The organism is Pseudomonas fluorescens, assembly GCF_001902145.1.
GTDB lineage: Bacteria > Pseudomonadota > Gammaproteobacteria > Pseudomonadales > Pseudomonadaceae > Aquipseudomonas > Aquipseudomonas fluorescens_BV.
Genome location: NZ_MRST01000027.1, coordinates 194175 through 217559, shown reverse-complemented (window position 1 = coordinate 217559; position 23385 = coordinate 194175). Strand labels below are relative to the sequence as shown.

Here is a 23385-nt window from a genome sequence, read left to right as displayed (position 1 = left end):
ATGACCTAAACAACCTCTCAGAGAAGGGAGCTGCTCATGGATTTCGCCTATTCGCCCAAGGTTCAGGAACTGCGTGAACGCGTCACTGCGTTCATGGACGCTTATGTCTACCCGGCCGAACCGGTGTTCGAACGCCAAGTCAGCGAAGGTGATCGCTGGCAGCCCACGGCGATCATGGAAGAACTCAAGGCCAAGGCGAAGGCCGAGGGCCTGTGGAACCTGTTCCTGCCGGAATCCGAACTGGGCGCTGGCCTGAGCAACCTTGAATACGCACCCTTGGCGGAAATCATGGGCCGCTCGTTGCTCGGCCCGGAGCCATTCAACTGCTCCGCTCCCGACACCGGCAATATGGAAGTGCTGGTGCGCTATGCCAACGAAGAACAGAAACAGCGCTGGCTCGAACCCTTGCTGCGTGGCGAGATTCGCTCGGCCTTTGCCATGACCGAACCGGATGTGGCGTCCTCGGACGCCACCAACATGGCCGCCCGCGCTGAACGCCAGGGCGACGAGTGGGTGATCAACGGCAAGAAGTGGTGGACCTCCGGCGCCTGCGACCCGCGCTGCAAGATCCTGATCTTCATGGGCCTGAGCAACCCCGATGCGCCGCGTCACCAGCAGCACTCGATGATCCTGGTGCCGGTCGATACCCCAGGCGTGAAAATCCTGCGCCCGCTCCCGGTATTCGGTTACGACGATGCGCCCCACGGCCATGCCGAAGTGCTGTTCGACAATGTGCGTGTGCCTTATGAAAACGTGTTGCTGGGCGAAGGCCGTGGCTTCGAGATCGCCCAGGGGCGCCTTGGCCCAGGCCGTATCCACCATTGCATGCGTTCGATCGGCATGGCCGAACGTGCATTGGAGTTGATGTGCAAGCGCTCGGTCAGCCGCACTGCCTTCGGCAAGCCTTTGGCGCGGTTGGGCGGCAATATCGACAAGATCGCCGACTCACGCATGGAAATTGACATGGCCCGCCTGCTGACCTTGAAAGCGGCGTACATGATGGACACCGTGGGCAATAAAGTGGCGAGAAGCGAAATCGCCCAGATCAAGGTGGTGGCGCCGAATGTGGCCTTGAAGGTCATCGACCGCGCGATCCAGCTGCACGGCGGCGCCGGGGTGTCCAACGACTTCCCGCTGGCCTATATGTACGCCATGCAACGCACCCTGCGCCTGGCCGACGGCCCGGACGAAGTGCACCGTGCGGCAATCGGCAAGTTCGAGATAGGCAAGTATGTGCCTCGGGAGTTGATGCGCGGCGGGCAGTAATACCGCGTCGCCTGTATTCGCGAGCAAGCCCGCTCCCACACTGGACCGCATCCTCAAGCTGGAAATCGGTCGAGTGTGGGAGCGGGCTTGCTCGCGAAGAGGCCAGTATCAACAACTCAAAACTCAAGCCTCAGTACACCCAAACCTCCACCCGGCGATTCTTGATCCGCCCCTCATCTGCGGTATTCGCCGCCACCGGCATCTGCGCGCCAAACCCGCGAATTTCCTTGAGCACCACGCCGCTTTTCACCAGTTCCCGGCGCACTGCCATCGCCCGCAACTTCGACAACAATGCCGCACGTTGCGGATCATTCTTGGTGTCGCCAAATCCCACCAGCGTCACCTGTTTATTCAGCTTGCCGTGGCTTCTGATATAGGCGACCACCCGCTGCACATCTTGGCGCGCCTTGTTGTCGAGGCTGGCGCTGCCCTCGTCGAAGCGAAAATTCACCGTCAGGCGCTGAGCGTCTCGGGCGATGGCCTGGTAGTCGTCGGGCATCGACGGGCGCGGCGCCACACTGATCGCTTGCACCTGCTGGGCGATAAAGCCATTGGCAGCCACAATCGCCTGGCCCTTGCTGCCTTGGGTAAACTCCACCAACGCCTTGGCCCATGGGTTGCGGGAAGAGGGCGGCAAGTAAAAGAACAGCCGGCGTGACAGCGGGTAGTCTTCGGTGGCGATCAGGCTAGTCAGCGGCAACATCGGTTGCGAGTCGCCGTCGACAATCGCCAGCGTCTTGGCCTGGCGCACAGAGGGCAGGCCGATAAAACCGATGCCCTGGGGATCCTCGCTCACCGCATCGGAAAGCTGTTCGCTGGATTCAAAGCGCTTTGTCGACGGCGCAAGCGGTTGGCCGCGGCGGTTCAGCACCAGTTCCCGGAAGGTGTCGAAGGTGCCGGATTGATCATCCCGGGCATATAAATGAATGGGCCCGCCTGTACCCCCCACTGCCTCCCAGGTGCTGACCTCGCCGTTGAAGATCTGCGCCAATTGCTCGGTGTTGAGGCTATTGAGCGGGTTGCGCGGGTTAACGATGATTGCCAGGCCATCAATGGCGATCACATGCTCGGCGCCTGGGCTTTTCAAGTCACCCAGGAGATCGAGGTCCACCAGCTCGCTGTCTTTGATCGGGCGGGACGCTGCGGCGAGGTCGGCGCGGTTGTTTTTCAGCGCCGCAAAGCCGGTGCTGGAACCGTGGGCCGCGACCTCGATGGTGACCGTCTTGCCTTGGCGTGTCTTGCCAACCACGCGCTGTTCATTCGCTCCGGCACCCGGTTCAGCATGCACACCCTGCAAGCCCTGATGCGCCATCAAGCCTTTGACCAGCGCCGGGCCGAGTGCCGCGCCGATGGTGTTGGAGCCCTGGATGCGCAGGGCCGGGCCTTGGTCGGGAATGGGCAGAGGGGCTGCCACGGCGGGGAGGGCGATTGCACTACAGAGGAACAGAACGCGCAGCATCATGCCGGCACCTTCTTAAGCCAAAGGGAGTGCCGCGAGATTAAGTCAGTTGGATTGCAGCCATATGACCGACACATCGCCATGCAAACTGTAGGAGCGAGCTTGCTCGCGAAAACCGTCAACGATAACGCGTGTTACCTGAATGAGCGCGGCGTCTGTGAGTTTTTCGCGAGCAAGCTCGCTCCTACAATCTATTGAGGTCAGCTCAGTTCCAGCCAGATCGGCGCATGGTCCGACGGCTTCTCCAGTCCACGCAAATCATAATCCACCCCCGCATCCTTGACCCGTGGCACCAACCCGGTGGACGCCATGATCACATCAATGCGCAGTCCACGCTTGGGCTCGTCCTCAAACCCCCGGCTGCGGTAATCGAACCAGCTGAAGCGGTCGGTCACATCCGGGTTGAGGTGGCGGAAGCTGTCCACCAGGCCCCAGTTCTTCAAGCGTGCCATCCACTCGCGTTCTTCCGGCAGGAAGCTGCACTTGCCGGTTTTCAGCCAGCGCTTGGCATTGTCGGCGCCGATGCCGATGTCGCAGTCCTCCGGGGAAATGTTCACGTCGCCCATCACCACCAGCGCCTGGTCATTGCTGAACTGGCTTTCCAGCAATTGCTGCAAGTCTTCATAGAAGCGCTGCTTGGCCGGGAACTTGGTTGGGTGGTCGCGGCTTTCGCCCTGGGGGAAATAGCCGTTCATGATGGTCACCGGGTGGCCGTTTTCATCGGCGAAGGTGCCCCAGATAAACCGGCGCTGGGCGTCCTCTTCATCGCTGGCAAAGCCTTTGTGCACGCTCAGTGCTTCTTTGCGCGAGAGCAGGGCCACGCCGTAGTGGCCTTTCTGCCCGTGGTAGTACACGTGATAACCCAGGGCCTGCACTTCGGCCAACGGGAACTGATCATCGTGGACCTTGGTTTCCTGCAAACCGATCACGTCCGGTTGATGCTTTTCAATCAGCGCCGCCAACTGATGAGGGCGAGCACGCAGCCCGTTGATATTGAAGGAGACGATTTTCATGGTCGGCAGTCCAAGTCTGGCAAAAGGGCGATGCTAGCCGACAAGTCGGATGGGGGCCAGCGTGGCGGTAGGATGAATGCGCTGCTAATGTCTGGGAACGACTCAAGCTGTGCAGGTTCGTACCCATAAGAACGCCATGTTTGAGTGGCGCCCAGGGAGATTGACTGTTATGCCAGACACTTCGACGGCCACTGCCGAAATCCGCCTGCTCAATAGCGGTTACTCCCGCGAAGCGCGATCCCTGCTGTACCAGGCGTATCGCCATGAGCCGACCTTCGCCTACATCTTCGAAGCCGAGCGGTCGGGCTATGAGCAGCGAGTACGTGCCACTGTGCGCGAACTGGTCAAGCAGCATTTTTTCCAGAAACTCCCGGCCATCGGCCTGTTCGTCAACGATCGACTGATCGGCATCGCCCTGATTGCACCGCCCCAGCGGCGCCTGGGCATTACCGAAAGCTGGGCCTGGCAAATTCGCATGTGGCTGAGCACCGGCGTGCGCGGCACGCGACGTTACCTGGAATACCATCAGGCCGTCATGGCGTGCCTGCCCAACGAGTCTGTGCATGTGCTGCCGCTGCTGGGCATCCACCCGCAGTTCCAGGGTAGGCATCATGGTGAGCAGTTGCTCGAAGCGGTCCACAATTGGTGTGCCGACGACCCGCATTCATCCGGCGTGGTGCTCGACACCGGCAACTCCCGCTACCTGGATTTCTACAAGCGCCAAGGCTATGAGGAAATCGGCGAAGTCGCCGTAGGGCCGGTGCGCGAACATGTGTTTTTCCATCCCAACCCCCAGGCGTTACATCCTGCAACGGCTTGAGACAGAATTATTCAGAAGAATCTGGGTTCATAGTTCCTCTCTCGCTCGTGTAGCATCCGCGCCTATGAAGTTTCCAGGAAGATTTACCAGCGGCTTGATTCTGCTGTTCACAAGCTGCGGCGCATTGGCGCAAAGCGAACTGGACGTGCGGATCAAACCCTCGAACGACGCGCTGAAAGCCAACATCGAAGGCTATATCGGCGGGGTGGGCGATCGTGACGAAGAAGCCTTGCTGCGGTTCAGCCGTGGCGCCGAGGAGCAGGCGCGTAAAGCCGCGCAGGCCCTGGGCTACTATCAGCCACAGATCGCCAGCGATGTGAAGGGCGGCAAGAACCCGCGCCTGACTCTCACCATCGACCCCGGCGAACCGGTGCATCTGCGCAACGTGACCCTGCGGGTCGATGGCCCGGCCGCGAGCCTCAAGGCGTTTCGCGTGCCCGCCAGCGACGACCTCAAGCCCGGCGTCGTGCTCAACCACGGCCATTACGAAGACGCCAAGCGCCTGATCCAGAACCAGGCCTCGCGCTACGGGTTTTTCAGCGGGCGCTTCACCAGCCAGAAACTTGCCGTGGACCCTCAAGCGGGCGTGGCCGACATCGAACTCATTTACGACAGCGGCCCACGCTACAGCATGGGTAAAGTCAGCTTCAGCGGCGACACGCCCTTTGATGAAGAGCTGTTGCAGCGCATGGTGCCGTTCAAGCCCGGCACGCCCTATGACTCCGAGCTGGTCGCCGAACTCAACCAGAACCTGCAAGCCAGCGGCTTCTTTGAAGGCGTGCGCGTGGATGCCAGCCCCACCGCCGCCACCGATGACGTGATCCCGGTCGCGGTGCAACTGGACACCCGCAAGCCGCGCACCATGGGCCTGGGCCTGGGTTATTCCACTGACGTCGGCCCACGGGGCAAAGCCAACTGGACGCGCCATTGGGTCAACCCCCAGGGCCACAGTTATGGCTGGGAAGCCGAACTGTCGGCGCCACGGCAGAACGTCGGCCTGTGGTACGACATCCCGCTCGATCCGCCGCTCACCGACAAGTTGCGCTTTGCCGGCGGTTATCAGAATGAAGAGATCGCCAACACCGACACCCTGAGCAAGTTGCTCACCCTCGGCCCCGAATGGCACAGCAAGCTGCCCAGTGGCTGGACGCGGGTGATCTCCCTCAAGTACCAGCGCGAAGAATACCGCCTGGGCAATGATTCGGGCCTGAGTAACCTGCTGATGCCAGGCGTGAGTTATTCCTACCTGCGCAGTGACAACCGTATCGACCCGCACCATGGTTACCGCCTGATGTTCGACACCAAGGTCGCCAAGGAGGGCCTTGGGTCCGACACCAATCTGCTTTACGGCACAGCGACCATCAAGGGCCTGACCACCTTGTGGGATAACCACCGCTTCCTGGGCCGTGCGCAATTTGGCGGCAGTGCCACCAACGGCTACAAGTCCGTGCCTCCTTCATTGCGCTTCTTCGCCGGTGGTGATCAGAGCGTGCGCGGCTACGAGTACCAGACGCTGTCGCCCGAGAACGATCGCGGCGACCGCATCGGCGGCCGCTACATGGTGGCCTTGAGCGCCGAGTATCAATATTCCATCACCGACAAATGGCGTATCGCGACTTTTATCGACCAGGGCAACTCCTTCAACAATCTCGACCTGCCGAGCCTGAAAACCGGTGTGGGCGTCGGCGTGCGCTGGGTATCGCCGGTGGGGCCGATTCGCCTCGACCTGGCCCATGCCCTCGAAGATCCGGGCGGCATTCGCTTGCACTTTTCCATGGGGCCTGAGCTGTGATGCGTGGTTTGAAAATAGCGGGGCTGGCGCTGGTCGCCATCCTCGCCTTGCTGTTACTGGCGCTGTGGTCGGTGCTCGGCACCCAGGCGGGCAGTCGCTGGGTCTTGGGCCAGGTGCCAGGTTTGAGCGTGGAGAATTTTCACGGGCGCCTGGGCGGGCAGTGGAGTGCCGATCATTTGCTGTGGCAGCAGGACGGCAGCCGCGTCGAGTTGAATGCGCCGAAGTTTGACTGGTCGCCTGGCTGCCTGTTGCGCATGACCTTGTGCATCGATCAGTTGGATGTGGAGCAGGTCAGCCTGGAATTTGCGCCCAGTACCGAAGAAAGCAGCAGCGGGCCGATCCAGCTGCCCGAACTGAAGCTGCCGGTGGCAATCCAGTTGGGCGATGTTCGCATCGGCAGCCTGCTGTTCAACGGCAATGAAGAACTCAAGGGCCTGCAACTGGCGGCGCACTGGACTGCCGCCGGTATGCAGATCGACTCGGTGCATCTACAGCGCGACGATCTGGTGTTGGACCTCGCCGGCCTGCTGCAACCTACCGGCGACTGGCCGCTGAATGCCACCGGTAACCTGAGCTTGCCCTATGCGCCGGGCGGCGCGCCCTGGACCATCGCCCTCAAGCTCGATGGCGACCTGCTCAAGACCCTCAAGCTCGACGCCGACAGCAGCGGCTACCTGCCGGCCAAGCTCACTGGCGAGCTGCAACCCCTGGTGGAAAACCTGCCGGCGCAGGTGCACATCACCTCCGAGTCGTTCAAACCCAGCGCAGACCTGCCCGATACCCTGCAACTCAATCAACTGGACCTGAGCGCCAAGGGCAACCTGAAAGATGGCTACCAGTTGCTGGGCAAGGCCGTGCTGCCAGCGGAAAAAGGCCCGATGGATTTACTCCTGCAAGGCAAGGTCGACGCCAAGGGCGCACAGATCGCCGGGCTGGACCTGAATGCCGGTGACAAGCAAAGCCTCAAGCTCAGTGCCAACCTGGACTGGCAACAAGGTTTCAGTGCGGACGCCAAGATCGACTGGCTGGACTTCCCCTGGCATCGCCTCTATCCGGTCATCGACGAACCGCAAGTGGCCCTGCGCACCTTCAACGGTGAAATCTCCTATAAAGACGGCAACTACCTGGGCAATCTCAAGGCCGACCTCGACGGCCCGGCGGGCAAGTTCAATGTGGTCACGCCCTTCAGTGGCGACCTCAAGCAAGTCTTCCTCCCCGAGCTGAAGCTTAGCGCCGGCCAAGGCAAGGCCGAAGGCCACCTTAACCTGCAATTTGCCGACGGTATTGCCTGGGACACCGCGCTGGATCTGTCGGCGCTGAACCCGGCCTACTGGGTCGCAGAGTTGCCCGGCACCCTGGCAGGGCCGCTGCGCAGCAAAGGCGAGTTCAAGAACGAACAGCTCAAGCTCAACGCCGACCTGGACCTCAAAGGCCGCCTGCGCGGCCAAACCGCCGTGCTCGCGGCCAAGGCCGAGGGCGCCGGCGAACAATGGACCCTCGCCAACCTGGACATTCGCCTGGGCGATAACCGCATCAACGGCAGCGGCAGCCTGCAACAGCGTCTGGCCGGGCAGATCGACATCAAGCTGGCGCGCCTGGCCCAGCTCTGGCCGCAACTGCGTGGGCAAGTCAACGGGCGTGTCGAGGTGGCCGGCACCTTGAAAGCCCCTCAAGGCAAGCTCGACCTCAAGGGTCAGCAACTGGCCTTTGCCGACAACCGTCTGCAAACCCTCAACCTGGACGCCAACCTCGATAGCGCCCAGCGCGCCAAGCTCGACCTCAAGGCCAACGGCATTCAAAGCGGCGAGACGCAAGTCGGCAACCTCACCACCAGCGCCCAGGGCGACATCAAGAGCCAGAAAGTCCAACTGAACCTGGCGGGCCCGCTGGTCAAACTGGCCCTGGCCCTGGACGGCAACCTCGACAAAGACAACTGGCGCGGGCGCCTGGCCAGTGGCGACGTGCAAGCCGGTGGTCAGGATTGGCGGCTGCAAGCCCCGGCGAAGATCGAACGCCTGGCCGATGGCAAGCTGACCTTCGGCGCACACTGCTGGGTCTCCGGCGGCGCCAGCCTGTGTGGCGAAGACCAGCGCCTGATGCCCGAGCCGAAGTTGCGTTACCACCTCAAGCAATTCCCCCTCGACAGCCTCACGGCCTTCCTGCCCAAAGACTTCGCCTGGCAGGGCAAGCTCAACGCCGATGTGCAACTGGACCTCCCCCAGAGCGGCCCAAAAGGTGTGGTCGCGGTGGACGCCAGTGGCGGCACCCTGCGCGTGCGCGACAAAGGCCAGTGGCTGGATTTCCCCTACGACACCCTGAAGCTGGAAACCACCCTCAACCCCAAGCGCATCGACACCCAATTGAATTTCCGTGGCGGCAAACTCGGCGAGTTGTTGCTACAGGCGCAGATCAACCCGCTGCCGAACAACAAACCGATCACCGGCACCTTCAGCCTCACCGGCCTGGACCTCGCCGTAGCGCGGCCCTTTGTGCCGATGGTGGAAACGCTCAACGGCAAACTCAACGGCAATGGTCGCATCTCCGGCGGTTTGCTTGCGCCTTTGGTCAACGGCAACCTGAACCTGGTGGGCGGCGAAGTCTCCGGGCCGGAACTGCCCATCAGCCTCGAGGGGCTTAACCTGCAGGCGCAGATCGCTGGCGAAAGCGTGCAGCTCAACGGCGGCTGGCGCAGCGGCAAGGCCGGGCAGGGCAGCCTCAATGGCCAGATCGACTGGGGCCGCGCCCTGGTGGTCGACCTCAGCCTCAAGGGCTCGCAACTGCCGGTCACCGTAGAACCCTACGCCAAGCTGGAAGTGGCGCCCGACCTGAAGATCAGCCTCAAGGACGACAAACTGGCGATTGCCGGCAAGGTCCATATCCCCCGTGGCGACATCACCGTGCGCGAGTTGCCGCCGTCCACCGTCAAGGTCTCCGATGACACGGTGATCATTGGCAGCCAGACCGAAGAGGGCAAACCGCCGATGGCCATGGCGATGGATATCGACGTGGAGGTGGGTGAAGACCAGCTCAACTTCGCCGGCTTCGGCCTGACCGCCAAAGTGCAGGGCCATGTGCACATTGGCGACAACATGGACACCCGTGGCGAGCTGTGGCTCAACGACGGTCGCTACCGCGCCTACGGCCAACGCCTCAACGTGCGCCGCGCACGGCTGTTGTTTGCCGGGCCGCTGGACCAACCCTTCCTGGACATCGAAGCCGTGCGTGTGGTGGTCGAATCGTCCCGCACCGTGACCGCCGGTATTCGCCTGAGCGGCAGCGCCGAACAACCCACCACCCAGATCTTTTCCGAGCCGGCCATGGCCCAGGAAGATGCGCTGTCGTACCTGGTACTGGGCCGTTCGCGCACCAACACCGGCGAAGACAACAACATGCTCGCCGAAGCCGCCCTGGGCCTGGGCTTGATGGGCAGTGCCGGCGTGACCTCGGATATTGCCAACAAGCTGGGGATTCAGGATTTTGATCTCGACACCCAAGGTACTGGCAACAGTACGGCGGTGGTTGCAAGCGGCAAGATCAACGAGAAGCTCAGCCTGCGTTATGGGGTAGGGGTGTTCGAACCGGCTAACACCATCGCCTTGCGTTATTTGCTGAGCAAGAAGGTGTATCTGGAAGTAGCGACGGGTGTGGCCAGCTCCCTGGATATCTTCTACAAGCGCGATTTCTGACCGGTACGCTGTAAAAAAATGTGGGAGGGGGATTGCCCGCGAAGGCGGCGTGTCAGTCATTGAATCTGTAACTGAACCACCGCATTCGCAGGCAAGCCAGCTCCCACACTGGTTGTGGAATACCCACAGAATCAGCGCCGGGCACAGATCCCTGTGTGCGGGCTTGCCCTAATGCCAGTCAGTTAAGGTTTTTTTGTAGGAGCGAGCTTGCTCGCGAAAAGCCCACAGGCGCCGCGTTCATTCAGCAATCACGCGTTATCGTTGGCGTTTTTCGCGAGCAAGCTCGCTCCTACAGAAGGCGATGACCGCTTAACTGACCGGCATTAGGGCTTGCCCGCGAAGGCGGCGTGTCAGTCATTGAATCTGTACCTGAACCACCGCGTTCGCAGGCAAGCCAGCTCCCACACTGGTTATGGAATACCCACAGAATCAGCGCCGGGCACAGATCCCTGTGTGCGGGCTTGCCCTAATGCCAGTCAGTTAAGGTTTTTTTATAGGAGCGAGCTTGCTCGCGAAAAGCCCACAGGCGCCGCGTTCATTCAGCAATCACGCGTTATCGTTGGCGTTTTTCGCGAGCAAGCTCGCTCCTACAGAAGGCGATGACCGCTTAACTGACTGGCATTAGGGTTTGCCCGCGAAGGCGGTGTGTCAGTCATTGAATCTGTAACTGAACCACCGCATTCGCAGGCAAGCCAGCTCCCACACTGGTTGTGGAATACCCACAGAATCAGCGCCGGGCACAGATCCCTGTGTGCGGGCTTGCCCTAATGCCAGTCAGTTAAGGTTTTTTTGTAGGAGCGAGCTTGCTCGCGAAAAGCCCACAGGCGCCGCGTTCATTCAGCAAACACGCGTTATCGTTGGCGTTTTTCGCGAGCAAGCTCGCTCCTACAGAAGGCGATGACCGCTTAACTGACTGGCATTAGGGTTTGCCCGCGAAGGCGGTGTGTCAGTCATTGAATCTGTAACTGAACCACCGCATTCGCAGGCAAGCCAGCTCCCACACTGGTTGTGGAATACCCACAGAATCAGCGCCGGGCACAGATCCCTGTGTGCGGGCTTGCCCTAATGCCAGTCAGTTAAGGTTTTTTTGTAGGAGCGAGCTTGCTCGCGAAAAGCCCACAGGCGCCGCGTTCATTCAGCAATCACGCGTTATCGTTGGCGTTTTTCGCGAGCAAGCTCGCTCCTACAGAAGGCGATGACCGCTTAACTGACTGGCATTAGGGCTTGCCCGCGAAGGCGGTGTGTCAGTCATTGAATCTGTAACTGAACCACCGCATTCGCAGGCAAGCCAGCTCCCACATTTTGTTCTTTATGCATCAGTTAAATAGCTGCCCCTCTAAGGACGGCAACTCAACTCCATCCGCTCATAGTTCAACGCCTTGTTGCGCTCCGGCAATGCATAAGGCGCCTCACATCGCTGGTCTTGCCAAGTGATCGCCAAGGTGCCGGCGTCGGACTCAACCAACGCCAGGGCCTTGCCGCTAGGGTCGGCAATTGCGATCTGCTTGCCCGCACTGTCTTCCAGCGCCGCACCAAACGGGATCGGTCGATGCTGGGCATCGAACAGCGCAAACTGCACACGTCGCCCGGTCTTGCTGGCATAGCGCGCCAACACCACGGCACCACGTCGCGGCACCACTTGCTGGGTGGCGTTGTCGATCTCGATATCGGTGCCCAGGTCACGAGTGTCCAGGCTGATCCAGTTGACGCGATAAGGCTGCGCGTTAGGCACCACGGCAAAGCCGTTGCTGCCAGTCTTGGCGCCGGAAAAGCTGCCGATTTTCGCGCCTTTGACCCCTTCCACCTGCGCCAGCGCAAAGGTCTCGCCCACGGTTTGCCCCAGATTGATCCCGCCCGCATGCCCCACCACGGAACCTGACAGGTTAAGGTTCTGCGAGTTATACCCGCGCCCCTGGCTGTAACCGGCACTGATATCCATCACCGAGGTGCGTGTGCTGAGGTTGGCCGAGCCGGTGCTGCCGCCGGTGCTGCTGTTACCGCCTTGCACCGAGTAATAGGTGTCGCTGTCTTCCGACAGATAGCCGTTGATGCCCACTTGGGTGGTGTCGCTGGCTTTCTGCGTGCTGGCGGAGACAAAGGCCCGTGGCGCGCGGGGTTTTGAGCCCAATGGGAAGGACAGCGACAGGTTGACCAGGGTGTCGTTGTTGGCCGGTCCATAGTTGCCGACATCCTTGGTGTAAGTCGCGCCAAGGTTGTAGCTCACCTCACCCCAATAGTTGCTGTAGCCCGCCGACAGGCTCTGCGATCCCCCACGCCCCCAGTAGCGCTGGTCACTGGCGTTCACATAAATGCTGCCATATTGCTGGTTGAGGCCAAGGCTCTGGTTGATGGTCAGGTCGGTACGGGTTTTCGAGTTGCCGGTGCGCTTCTCGCCTTCATGGCTCAGTTCCTCGACGTGATCGCTGAGGGTGCGGTAACCCTCGGTCGAATAGCGATAAGCGGCGAGGGTGAAGCTGGTGTCGGTGCCGGTAAATGTCTTGGCATACAAGGCCCGCACGCTATTGCCCGTGACCGCCTGGCCAAAGGTGCGACTGACCGAATGGGTCACGTCCAGGGACACCGCACCAATGGCGGTATTGCGGCCGGCGCCGATGGACATCGCCTGGAAGTTCTCCGTGGCCTGCGCGCCGATGATCCCGGACAGGTTGCTGCTGATGCCGTAGGCCAGGGTGCTGCTGACGAACTGCGGTGACTTCTGGTCATCGCTGTTGCTGTTGTACTGCCCGGCCGACACGCTGTATTTGAGCTGGCCCTGACGCACCATGATCGGCAGGCTGGAAAACGCCTGCACCGTGACCCGGCGGCGGCCATCGGCTTCGATGATCGTCACTTCCAGGTCGCCGTTGGAGCCGCTGGGGTAGATGTCACTGATCTCGAACGGGCCCGGTGGCACGTTGGCGGTGTAGAGGATGTAGTTATTCTGACGAATCTCCACGGTCGCGCTGGACTGGGCGATACCGCGAATGATCGGCGCATAGCCGCGCTCGCTGTCGGCGCGCATGCCGTCGTCGGAGGCCAGTTTCAAGCCGCGATAGCGCACGCTGTCGAACAGGTCGGCGTCGGAGAAAATATCCCCGGCGCTGAACTGGCCCTTTAACGCCGTCACGTCATGTTGCAGGTAGCTGCGGTTGCTTTTGAACGTATTGGGGCGCCCGGTGCTGCTGCTGAAGTTCGATTCGTTGCGCAATCGCCAGCCGCCCAGGTTGATGCCGTTGCGCAGGCCGATGTTGTTGGAGAGCGTGGTTTCACCCTGGTTGCTGTTGCGGCTGCTGCTCAACTGGTAGTTGATGAACGCGGCAGGTACGCCATCGTCCCACAAGGCCGGGTCTACATACCCACGGCGGCCACGTTCCATGGCGCTCTGTGGCACGCTGACCAGCAAGCGCAGGCGTGGCACGTCGTAGCGCACGCTGGCCTGGTCGATCAAGGCGGGCAGGTTGATGCAGGCGTTGGGATCATCGCCAACGAGTTTGCCGGCCGCTTGCAGCCTGGCGATATCGACGCCCAATTGCTGCACCATTTCAAGGGTCAGGCAGGCCTCGGTTTTGCCGGTGGCCGGGTTATGACGAAAGTCGATATCGCGCCGGCCCACCAGGGTGTCGTTGCCGTAAAGGTCAACCCGATAATTGCCGGGCAACACACTGCTACTGGCGAGCAATGCTTGCACATCAACCGCAGAAGCTGCGCCCTGCAGGAACGAGGTATTGAATTGTTCTTCGCCGTCGGCCAGGCAGGCGCTGCTGAAGATCAGGGCGACCGACAGCGGCGCCAATCCATCGTACTTGAATACAAACATGCAGGAACCCTATATCACCTCCGATACGAACTAACGGAGCGAAGATAAATACAGTGAAAGTTCGACCGCTGAATAAACGGGCGTATTAAGGCGTGTCTTTTATTGCACTGGCCTGCACGGCGGCCGAGTAGGAAAGTTGCGCGCTATAATTGTCCTGAGCACCGTAGTCGTTAATACTGCGAAATAACAAATTTGGTGTCTGGCTCGACGTAAACTGTTTGAGGGGGAACTCTTTTTGCTCACCCGGCGCAATCATCAACGAGTCGAATGGCTGTTCGCTGAGGGCACCCGATTTCAGCGTGATTTCGGCAATGGACACGTGATACGAGCCAGGGTTGTTCACCATCAGCAGACTTTTGCCGCCACGCTCAACCAGGCGCCATTTCAATGTCGCGGGTGCCAAGTAGGCCTCGGCTTTGAGCCCGGCAGGACGGAAGAACACCTTGATGCGTTGGCGCACGGCGAGCTGCAAGGTGTTCTGGGTCTTCGACGCCTTGGGGATTTCCTGCACGTTGAGCCACATCACCGACTCGCGGTCGGCCGGCATACCCGTTCCCTCATAGATCACCCGCAACAGTTGCTGCTCGTCGTTGCTCACCCGTACCAAGGGCGGGGTGACGGCAAAGGGGACCGAGGTGGCATCGCTGCCATCGGCGTCGATCCAGGACTGGATCAGCACGTCTTCACCGCTGTTACGCACGGTGATACCGGCTTCCTTGTGCTTGCCGTCGAACACCAGGCGCGTGCTGCTCAACGAGATACCGGCCGTGGCCTGGCTGGCCACCAGCAGGCCCAGCAGGCCCACGCAGAAGGACAATGATTGACGATAAAACATGATGACTACCGCGCAAATGAATGAAGGTACAGGGCCGATTGGCCCTGCACGGACCCGTAATGCTCGTGCGGGTTATTCGTATTGCAGGGTGAACGGCAGGGTAGCGTCGCCACGACCGGCCACGGCCAGTTTCGGATCGGTGCCGGTGGTGACATAGGCGGCCGAGAATTTCAGCGAGGCGTTGTTGTCCTGCAGGTTGCTTTCAATTTTCGCGGTGGCGGGCGAGCTCAGGTCGATCAAGGCGCCATTGCTGTCCAGCAAGGCAATACCGATGTTCTTGGCGGCGCCCATGCCGTCGATGACTTTCAGCACGCCAGTACCAGTCACCAGGCCGCTGCCTTTGCCAGAGGTCGGTTGGAAGAGCATGGCCACCTTGGTACCGGCGTTGCAGTTGATCTTCATCTCGAAGTTCTCGGCGCTCAGCGTGCCGCTGCCTTTTGGCGCGGTGGCGGTGCCCATGTCCTTGATCGACACTTCACCCATGTTCACCGAAATGGTCTTGTTGGCGGCGGCGCCTTCAACGGAGCAGGCATCGTTGTTAATGGTGCCGGTGAAGTTGATGGTGCCGCTGCCGGCTTTGGTCGGAACAGCATCGGCTGCCAAGGCATTGCCTGCGGCGGCGAAAATCGACAGGGCCAGAAGTGCTCGGGAGAAAGATTTCATGTTGCTTTCCATTATTGGGGGGTGAAGCAACACAATAGAGCGCCGGCGCTTAGTGGGAAATCAGACGATCCTTAGAATCAGGTAACTCCAGTAGTTTCGGGCAAATTTATTAGTTGAACAAGTTGCGCTCTATGCAGTAAGCCAGTAAGTCCTGGTCACTGTTTACTTCAAGTTTTCGCATCGCAGATACTTTCTGAGTACTGATGGTCTTGGCACTTCTGTTCAGCCCGCGCGCAATCTCGTTGACACTTTGCCCCGAGATAAACAAACGCAGAATCTCGTGCTCTTTAGGCGATAATCGGGTGAATCGTTCGTCAAGGTCAGCCCCGTCGTTTATCACCGATACCGGCTGTAGCACGTTGTGGTGAACCGGTTTACCTCGGGCGATGGCCTTGAGCGCGGCCTGAATTTCATCGTGCAATTGGTGTTTCTGGATCACGGCCAGCACCCCCAGCTCTTGCAGGCGCGTCAGGATCAAGGGGTTGGAGATCATCGTCAGCACCACGATCCGCACCTCGGGAAAGTGCCGTGTCAGGTATTCCACCAACTTGAGGCCGTCACCGTAGGGCGAATCGCCGGGCATGTTGAAGTCGGTGATCACCAGGTCCACCGGCGTGGACTCCAGCAGCGCGACCAGTTCATTCGAACAGACAGCATCGCCCACCACCCTGAAGCGTGTATCACGCTCGATCAGTTCGCGCACGCCCACCAGTACGATGGGGTGATCATCGGCAATGACGACGTTGAGGGTATCCATGGGTTGATTTTCCAGAGTGAATTTATTCAAGGGTATCGAGCAACGTATTCAATCGAGCCAGGTGCTGGCGCACTTCCAGATCCAAAGCGGGCGTGACGGCCATGCCGGTCAGGCGGCATTCGAGCTCGATAAACGCAATGGCCATCGCTTTGAGCTGCACTGAGCCCAGGGCCCCGGCGATGCTGTGCAGTTGCTGCGCCACCTCATTGGCATTGGCACACGCCAACGCTGCCAGTGTGGTGTGGACATCCTGGCGTACAGTGGTGACAAACAGCTCGCGCATGGTGGGCGACAACGCATGCGGTTCGACCACCGCGGGCAGGGCGACTTGGCAATGTTTTTCCAATTGAGCGCGCAAGATCGCCAGGCTCAGCGGCTTGACCAGCCACGCATTCATGCCGACAGCGGCACAGCGTTCGCCTTCTTCGCGCAGAGCGTTGGCGGTGATCCCGATGATCGGCAGCGTTTTGTCCTGCTGGCGCAGGGCTTGGGCCAACTGATACCCGTTCATCAACGGCATATTGACGTCGGTGAGTACCAGGTCGAAGCGGCCCGGCTGCCACTGCACCAGTGCCTCTTCGCCGTTGGTGGCGGCGACCACCGAGCAGCCCAGGGCTTGCAGTTGTTCCTTGATGATTGCCAGGTTGATTGCGTTATCTTCGACGACCAGTACCTTGAGGTCCAAACGGCGGTTTTTTTCCGGTACTTCTGGCGGGCCTTCAGCGCGGCTGCCGTGATGCGCCAGGTAAACCGCCCAGGCAATTGCGCGCACATCGTCGACATCGACGAGCCAGTCGGTCTGCGATAGCTGCGCAGGGTTGGGCCCGCCCGCAGTGGCCATGATTCGCGGGTTGGGCCACGGCTGGCGTTGGGCTGCGGGCGACAGGTCCACCAGCAGCGCGGTAGATGGCTCAGCCCGGAAGGCATGACAGTCGAGGCCCAGGCGATTGAGCCAGTCGATAAGATGCTGCGCTTGTTCAGGAACGGGCGCACGCACATACACAGCCGGTGCATCAGGTGTGAACGCCGGGCAATCGGCGAGGTTGCCCGGTACGGTTTCCAGCGCCAGTTGCAGACTGAAACTGCTGCCCAGGCCGGGCTCGCTGACCACGTTCAACTGGCCGTGCATCAACTCACACAGCCATTTGCAGATCGCCAGGCCCAGGCCTGCACCGGCCTGGCTGGTCGCATCGTTGACCTGATAAAACGGATCGAACAGTTGCTGTTGCTGCGCCTTGGAAATCCCCACGCCCGAATCACTGACCTGCCATTGCACATCAGCGTTTTCCAACACCCGCACCCGCAGTACGACACGGCCGTTATCGGTGAATTTGATCGCGTTGCTCACCAGGTTGTTAAGAATCTGGCGAATCCGCAACGGGTCACCACGCAGGCGATCCGGCAGTGTGACATCGATGCTGGCATACAGCTGCAACCCCTTGGCCCGGGCAAAGGCACTGTAGGTGCGCACCACGTCTTCGGTCAGTTCCAGCGGGCAGAAGTCCTGGAGTTCCAGTGTCATTTGCCCGGCTTCGATCTTGGACACGTCCAGCACATCGCTGATCAGCTGGAACAAGGTGGCGGATGAGCGTTGAATGGTTTGCAGGTAATTCTGTTGACGGGGGGCGAGGTTAGTCAGCCCCAGCAGTTCGAGGGTACCCAACACACCGTACAGCGGCGTACGGATTTCATGGCTCATGGTGGCGAGGAAGCGGGACTTGGCCCGGTTTGCCGAGTCGGCGGTGTGGCGGGCCTCTTCAAGGGCCGCGGCGTCTTCGATGTGTCGGGTCACGTCATGGAAAGCGCAGAGCCAGGCGTCCTGGCCTTGATAGCGGGTGTTGATAAACGCGATATGCAGATGGCGGCCATCAATTTCCAGATCGGCATGGCCGGCTTCGGAGAGGTCGTAGTGCTGGCGCAAGGTGCTGATCAGGCGGGTGGTGCCTTGCCATGCCAGCGCGCGTTGATTCTCCAGTAACACCTGATGGTCGCTGCGGCGTATTACACACAGGCCCGTTGGGGCTGTATCAATCACGGCACGGCTGAATGCCTCGCTTTCGGTGATGCTGGCGTGGGCCTGTTGGGCGGGCAACACCACCTGGGTTTTGTACCAGCGGCTAAAGGCACGGCCAGCCCCAAGCCCTGCAAGTACCAGTGCGAACAGGCACAGCAGTGGCCAGAAAGCTGAGTCCAGGAAACTTTTGAAGCCAATGACGTAGATCGCCGTCCAGTGCTGCTCGCCACGGCTGGTCAATTTGAACACCAGGCCGTCACGGGTGAGGTTCATGCCCTCCTGCAATCGTTGGTCAGGTTTCAGGGCTCCAGCCAGCACTTCGCCGGATGGAGCGATTAGCGTGAAGTGGTCGAAGATCGACCATCGCATCAAGCGCTCAATGTTATTGACCTGCGAGGGATTGAGCAGTGACGCTACCAGCACATGGGGGCTTGCGCCCTGGATATGCAGGCGTGCCGGGGCCAGTTCAATGTGGATATAAGCCAGCAATGTCGGGGTGCTCGCCATATTCGTGGGGTCGCTGTAGGCTTTCCAGTGCACTTGGCCGTCTAGCGGATGCTGAGGGTCGGCATGCAGCCGCGCTTCTACCTGGCGTACCACGTCGGCAAAAAACCCGCCCTGTACCTGCCCATCACCACGCAGATGGCCGGCGGCAGGCACCGAAATATTGAAGTTGTCTGGCCCGTTGAACAATAAAACCTGAGGTGACTGGTAGTGCGAGGCAGACCAGAAGGCGCTGTAGTACGCGGCCAGGTGCGCTGCCAGATCAAACACCTTCGCCTGTTGGCTGGCAGCCAAGCGCTTGGGGTTGAGTTTTACACTGTAGGGCAGGGAAAAGCTGAATTCGCGCCCCTCGTAGACATCCGGCCCTTGCTCGGGCAACGCCTTGAGGGCGGGTGGCACAGAGATTGACGCAGGTAGCAGTTCGCCCTGGGCGCTTTGCTGTGACAGGTTGGCGAGAAATACTTGCTGCTCACCAATGTTTTCCATCAACCGGGCAAAATGAAAGTGTGTAGTGTCGCTCTGTTCGCCGACCATGCGGTTTACACCCAGGTAACTCACCCCTAGCAACACCAGCACCAGGGCGCCGAGCACGATCAAGCCCTTGTTAAGGCGCAGAGAGCTGCTGGTCAGTTTCTCCAGGAACGCATTGGGGTGGTTCATTACGCGACCTGGCGGACGGGAAGGGGGGTATGCTCGGACACAATGACCTCTGAACAAAGACTCAATAGGTGCTTGCCGGGCCGTCCTGGTTCAGCAGTTGCTGGAACTGGTCTGAGGACACCGCATGGGAAATCAGGAAGCCCTGGACCTGAGTGCAGTTGATCTTACGCAACAGCGCAAGTTCTTGCGCGGTTTCCACACCTTCGGCCACCACGGTCAAACCCAGTTGCCGCCCCAGGGCCACAATGCTGGTCAACGCCTGCGCCAGCTCCTCGTTGTCATTGCAGCCTTGCACCAGCGCCCGGTCGATCTTGAGCTCGGTGAAAGGCGTCGAGACCAGGTTCATGTACGAGCTGTAGCCTTTGCCAAAGTCATCCTGGGACAGGCCGAAACCTTTGATGCGCAAACGGCATGCGCCAGCGTAGAAGTTACTGATGTCCTTGGGCACTGAGCATTCCATCAACTCGAAGCAAATTCGTCCAGGAATGCCTTGATGTTGCAAGACGAATGCAAGGATGCGATCAGCCAAGTCGTAGCTGTTGAGCAAATGGGTGGGCAAATTGATTGATACCGGGATGTCATAACCTTGTAGCCGCCAGCGTGCCTGGGCAGCGATGGCCTGTTCCAGTACACGCCATAATAAGCGTTCCTCCAAGCCGTAGGCCCTGAGTGCGGGCAGGAACGAGCCCGGCAACAATACGCCATAGTCCGGGTGGATCCAGCGTATCAAGGCTTCGGCGGCGACGATGCGTGCGTTGATCAGGGCTTTCTTGGGTTGAAACCACGCCTGCAACTGGCCGTTGTCCAGGGCTTCAAGCAGGGCCTGGTGTTCAATGTCCGGGGCGGTGGCGGGTAATACTACCTGGCGCAGGTCCAGCAGTTGCTCGGTCAGGCTACGCAGGGCTGCAAGGTTCACCGGCTTGGAAATCAACCCGATGACATTCACCTGCAGGTTGCTCGCCACCAGGCTCGCGCTCATCAGCATGCGTCGGGACGCAGCACTCATGATCGCCAGGGCCGGTTTGGCACGCAGCGTGGCCAGGCCCTGGATAAACTGCACGCCGTCCATGCCGGGCATCATCAGGTCGGTGAGCACCAGGTCGAAATTGCGCCTGCGCAAACAGCTCAGTGCTTCCTCGCCATCGCGCGCCGACTCCAGGTCGAAGTCCCCCAGTTCGCCGAACAGATGCTGCAGGTACTGATGTTGAAAGGGGTGGTCTTCGACGATCAAAATGCTACAGCGATTCATGGGTGGCTCGTTCATAGGGAGCCAGTTCATTGAACAAGGCTCGCAGGGTAAAGGGTTTGACGAGGCAATGATTCATGCCTGCCGCCACGCACAAGGCGGCTTCGCCACGCATGGCGTTGGCGGTGGCGCCGATGATCGGTACGGTGCAGCCCAGGCGCCGCAGTTCCCGGGCCAGGACATAGCCGTTGAGCTTAGGCATATTGACGTCGCTGAGGACGATATCGAACGTCCCCTCGTGCCAGCGAGACAACGCCTCTTCGCCGTTCGACGTCAGTTCCACGGTGCAGCCCAGCTCCTCCAATTGATCGCGCAGGATCAGCTGGTTGATAGCGTTGTCTTCGGCCACCAGTATATGCAGCTTCAATTTACGCAGATCGCGTTGCTCATTCACAGGCTCAGGCAATGCAACCCATACACCTTGGGCCTGGCTAACTGCTTGATGAAGGGCATGCAGGTCATTGAGGTTGACCTTCCAGCCTCCCAGCATGATCTGCGGTACATTGCACCCGTCGCTGGTGGCCAGCACCAGCGGCCCGGCCCAATCTGGTGCCAGGCGTTGTTCAAGCGGGCCGGGATGCAGCTCAATCAGTACACAGGCCGTGGGCAGGTCGAGAGAGGATGGGTGACCGATCAATGGGTGTGCGCCCCAGCGTCGCAGCCAACCGCTGATGATTTCGGCCAACTCGCGAACCGGTGAAAGCACCAGAACGACTTCCGGGAGCAAGCTTGTCATGGTCGTGGGCAGCGCTTCTTTGACGCACTCGACCAACGGCAGGGCCAGGGTAAAACTGCTTCCCAGGCCCGGCTCACTCACCATGCGCAGGCTGCCATTCATCAGTTGGGTCAAACGCAGGCAAATCGGCAGGCCAAGGCCGGTTCCCGCCACTACGTTGGGGTTGCCCTGAGTCTGGTAAAAGGGCTCGAAAATGCACGGCTGCTCTTCGCACGCGATGCCTTTGCCGGTATCCGAGACTTGCCATTGCACACTGGCGCGCTCGCCATCACGGCTTAACAGCGTGGCTCGCACCACGACCCGCCCGGAGTCGGTGAACTTGATGGCATTGCTCAACAGGTTATTGAGCACCTGGCGGATCCGGCTGATGTCGCCAATCATCCGGTCCGGCATCTGCGGCTCGATGCAGGCGTAGAGCTGCAACCCTTTGCTTTGAGCCGCCGCTGCATAGACGTGGACCACTTCCTGCACCAGGGCGAAGGTGGAGAACTCACCCAGTTCCAGGGCCAGTTGCCCGGCCTCGATCTTGGATACGTCCAGCACGTCGCAGATCAACTGCAATAAAGTGGATGACGAGCCTTCTATCGCCTTCAGATAGTTTTTCTGCTGTGCATCCAGACGGGTACGTCCCAGCAGTTCCAAGGTGCCGAGTACACCATACAGCGGTGTGCGGATTTCATGGCTCATGGTGGCCAGAAACAAGGTCTTGGCTTCATTGGCGCTGTCGGCCAGCCGGCGCGCCTGTTCCAGCGCTGCTTCGATCTGGGTGCGGGTACTGATGTCGCTGAAGGCACATAACAACACGTCCTCGCCTTTGTAACGGGTGGGCGCGCAGCTCAGGTACAGGTGGCGGCCATCGGCGGTTTCAAAGTAATCGGTAAAAGTCGGTTCGTGGGCATCGAAGGCTTGGCGGATCCAGCCGGGGCACAGCTGTTCGCGTTCGCCACTCTGGCCGAGCCATTGATGGGACAAGGTGTTTTCCAGTACCACCTGGCCGTCGGTGCGGCGTAATACACACAAGGCCACGGGCGCGGTCTGGATCACGTCACGGCTGAACAGCTCGCTTTCCACCAAGGCCTGGATACGCTGCACCGCGGGTGTAATGAAACGGTGTTCAATGCGGTGTATCAGCAACCACACCAGACTGATACCGAACACGCAGAACACCAGCGTCCCGGCCAATTGCGGCCACAGGGATACGAGAACCGCGCGCAGGTCGATGGAGTAAGCCAGTTGCCAGTCCGACGACTTCAATTGTTTGCGCAACACCAGTTGTTCGGGCAGCCATCCCGCGCCGACAAAACCAAAGAAATCCTGCTGCTGCAGGCCTGGCAGGTTGTGGCTGAACTGCGGCTTGGTGCTGTTGCTGAACAAGGGCATGCCCTGGGAGTTGAACATGGTGAACTCCCCGGCGCTGTGATCGTTCAGTGTGTTGGCAACTTCCCGGTCGTCAATTTCCAAGCCTAGCCAACCCGAATTCATATCGCGCTCATCCAGGCGAATGAAAATGTACAGCTGCGAATGGCCCTCGGTGTTCTGGGTCAGCCATAGCTCCTGCAAGGCCGGACGAGTCTCCTGCTGAAGCCGCTTTAACTGTTCGAGCATACCCGCTGGGAACGCGCGGATCGTTGGCGTGGCGTTGTAAAGGCGCACCACTTTGGCTTGGGCATCGCTGGCCACGTAAATCAGATTGAGTTGCCTGGCCTTCAAATAGTCGCGCATGCGCTGGGTCAGCCAGATACTCCACTGCTTGCCGGGGCGCGTGCCCAACAGCAAATACACTTCCTCTGCGGACACGGCGCCATCGGCGCTTTTGTAGCGCCGTGTAGCTGACAGGCTGAGGCTTTCCAGCAGCGCTTCGCGGGTGGTGAAAAAAGTGTGGGCTTCGGCAATGGCGCTGCTCATATAGCTGCGCCGCTGGGAGATCTCGGTGTTGAAGGTGAACAGCAGAAAGCTGTAAGCCCCACCGATGATACCCACCAGCAGCACCAGCGCAAAAAAATGCAACAAGCGGCGGGCGGCGTTCGGGGTAGACAGGATCGGGCTGATCTGATGGAGGTAGGTCTTCAATCGCATGTCGGCACTTTAGGTGGGCCAGCGCGCGGGGAGAATCAGAC

Annotated in this window: 13 protein-coding genes; 4 read left to right on the top strand and 9 right to left on the bottom strand. The window is 60.2% G+C overall.

From position 1 onward, the window contains the following. Positions 1-36: 36 nt before the first annotated feature. Positions 37-1266 carry an acyl-CoA dehydrogenase gene (locus tag BUE92_RS23960; protein ID WP_073526676.1) on the top strand — a complete coding sequence of 410 codons (1230 nt, stop codon included), beginning with the start codon at positions 37-39 and terminating at the stop codon, positions 1264-1266. 130 nt (positions 1267-1396) lie between these two features. Here BUE92_RS23960 and BUE92_RS23955 read toward each other — a convergent pair whose 3' ends face one another. Beyond that, positions 1397-2728: a substrate-binding domain-containing protein gene (locus tag BUE92_RS23955; protein WP_073526675.1), complete on the bottom strand. Its 1332-nt coding sequence runs from the start codon at positions 2726-2728 to the stop codon at positions 1397-1399. 197 nt (positions 2729-2925) lie between these two features. After that, positions 2926-3738, bottom strand: a complete 813-nt coding sequence (gene xthA, locus BUE92_RS23950; RefSeq protein ID WP_057974927.1) for an exodeoxyribonuclease III — start codon at positions 3736-3738, stop codon at positions 2926-2928. A 169-nt stretch (positions 3739-3907) separates the two neighbouring features. Between xthA and BUE92_RS23945 the strand changes: the two genes are divergently transcribed. The 3 genes from BUE92_RS23945 to BUE92_RS23935 all read left to right on the top strand — a co-directional run bounded on the left by BUE92_RS23945 (position 3908) and on the right by BUE92_RS23935 (position 10036). Next, positions 3908-4558 carry a GNAT family N-acetyltransferase gene (locus tag BUE92_RS23945; RefSeq protein WP_073526672.1) on the top strand — a complete coding sequence of 217 codons (651 nt, stop codon included), beginning with the start codon at positions 3908-3910 and terminating at the stop codon, positions 4556-4558. 64 nt (positions 4559-4622) lie between these two features. Beyond that, a complete protein-coding gene (locus BUE92_RS23940) occupies positions 4623-6350 on the top strand; it encodes an autotransporter assembly complex protein TamA (protein WP_073526670.1) in 1728 nt (575 codons plus the stop codon). Further along, positions 6350-10036 carry a translocation/assembly module TamB domain-containing protein gene (locus BUE92_RS23935; RefSeq protein WP_081372213.1) on the top strand — a complete coding sequence of 1229 codons (3687 nt, stop codon included), beginning with the start codon at positions 6350-6352 and terminating at the stop codon, positions 10034-10036. The genes BUE92_RS23940 and BUE92_RS23935 overlap by 1 nt, the downstream gene beginning before the upstream one ends. Positions 10037-11372: 1336 nt before the next feature. Here the strand turns inward: BUE92_RS23935 and BUE92_RS23930 are convergent. From BUE92_RS23930 to BUE92_RS23900, 7 genes are all read right to left on the bottom strand, one after another. Then, positions 11373-13853: a fimbria/pilus outer membrane usher protein gene (locus tag BUE92_RS23930; protein WP_073526667.1), complete on the bottom strand. Its 2481-nt coding sequence runs from the start codon at positions 13851-13853 to the stop codon at positions 11373-11375. An 85-nt stretch (positions 13854-13938) separates the two neighbouring features. Then, on the bottom strand, positions 13939-14688 hold the full coding sequence (locus BUE92_RS23925) for a fimbrial biogenesis chaperone (protein ID WP_073526665.1): 750 nt from the start codon (positions 14686-14688) through the stop codon (positions 13939-13941). Positions 14689-14760: 72 nt separating this feature from the next. Continuing rightward, positions 14761-15351, bottom strand: coding sequence for a fimbrial protein (locus BUE92_RS23920; protein ID WP_073526663.1), 591 nt, complete (start codon positions 15349-15351; stop codon positions 14761-14763). Positions 15352-15460: 109 nt separating this feature from the next. Then, positions 15461-16108 (bottom strand): response regulator, encoded by a 648-nt coding sequence (locus BUE92_RS23915; protein WP_057014763.1) that lies wholly within the window; start codon positions 16106-16108, stop codon positions 15461-15463. A gap of 22 nt (positions 16109-16130) precedes the next feature. Next, the gene (locus tag BUE92_RS23910) at positions 16131-19286 is read right to left on the bottom strand and encodes an ATP-binding protein (protein ID WP_073526661.1); all 3156 of its coding nucleotides are present in this window, start codon (positions 19284-19286) and stop codon (positions 16131-16133) included. A 61-nt stretch (positions 19287-19347) separates the two neighbouring features. Next, complete coding sequence (locus BUE92_RS23905) at positions 19348-20535, bottom strand: EAL domain-containing response regulator (protein WP_057014765.1); 1188 nt, start codon at positions 20533-20535, stop codon at positions 19348-19350. Next, complete coding sequence (locus BUE92_RS23900; RefSeq protein WP_073526660.1) at positions 20522-23344, bottom strand: ATP-binding protein; 2823 nt, start codon at positions 23342-23344, stop codon at positions 20522-20524. The genes BUE92_RS23905 and BUE92_RS23900 overlap by 14 nt, the downstream gene beginning before the upstream one ends. Between the last annotated feature and the right edge of the window lie 41 nt (positions 23345-23385).

Excerpts from the sequence above, each read along its gene's own strand:
- BUE92_RS23915 (WP_057014763.1), bottom strand. The coding sequence starts at position 16,108 with ATGGATACCCTCAACGTCGTCATTGCCGATGATCACCCCATCGTACTG.
- BUE92_RS23930 (WP_073526667.1), bottom strand. The coding sequence starts at position 13,853 with ATGTTTGTATTCAAGTACGATGGATTGGCGCCGCTGTCGGTCGCCCTG.
- BUE92_RS23920 (WP_073526663.1), bottom strand. The coding sequence starts at position 15,351 with ATGAAATCTTTCTCCCGAGCACTTCTGGCCCTGTCGATTTTCGCCGCC.
- BUE92_RS23910 (WP_073526661.1), bottom strand. The coding sequence starts at position 19,286 with ATGAACCACCCCAATGCGTTCCTGGAGAAACTGACCAGCAGCTCTCTG.
- BUE92_RS23940 (WP_073526670.1), top strand. The coding sequence starts at position 4,623 with ATGAAGTTTCCAGGAAGATTTACCAGCGGCTTGATTCTGCTGTTCACA.
- xthA (WP_057974927.1), bottom strand. The coding sequence starts at position 3,738 with ATGAAAATCGTCTCCTTCAATATCAACGGGCTGCGTGCTCGCCCTCAT.
- BUE92_RS23935 (WP_081372213.1), top strand. The coding sequence starts at position 6,350 with ATGCGTGGTTTGAAAATAGCGGGGCTGGCGCTGGTCGCCATCCTCGCC.
- BUE92_RS23905 (WP_057014765.1), bottom strand. The coding sequence starts at position 20,535 with ATGAATCGCTGTAGCATTTTGATCGTCGAAGACCACCCCTTTCAACAT.
- BUE92_RS23900 (WP_073526660.1), bottom strand. The coding sequence starts at position 23,344 with ATGCGATTGAAGACCTACCTCCATCAGATCAGCCCGATCCTGTCTACC.
- BUE92_RS23955 (WP_073526675.1), bottom strand. The coding sequence starts at position 2,728 with ATGATGCTGCGCGTTCTGTTCCTCTGTAGTGCAATCGCCCTCCCCGCC.
- BUE92_RS23960 (WP_073526676.1), top strand. The coding sequence starts at position 37 with ATGGATTTCGCCTATTCGCCCAAGGTTCAGGAACTGCGTGAACGCGTC.
- BUE92_RS23925 (WP_073526665.1), bottom strand. The coding sequence starts at position 14,688 with ATGTTTTATCGTCAATCATTGTCCTTCTGCGTGGGCCTGCTGGGCCTG.
- BUE92_RS23945 (WP_073526672.1), top strand. The coding sequence starts at position 3,908 with ATGCCAGACACTTCGACGGCCACTGCCGAAATCCGCCTGCTCAATAGC.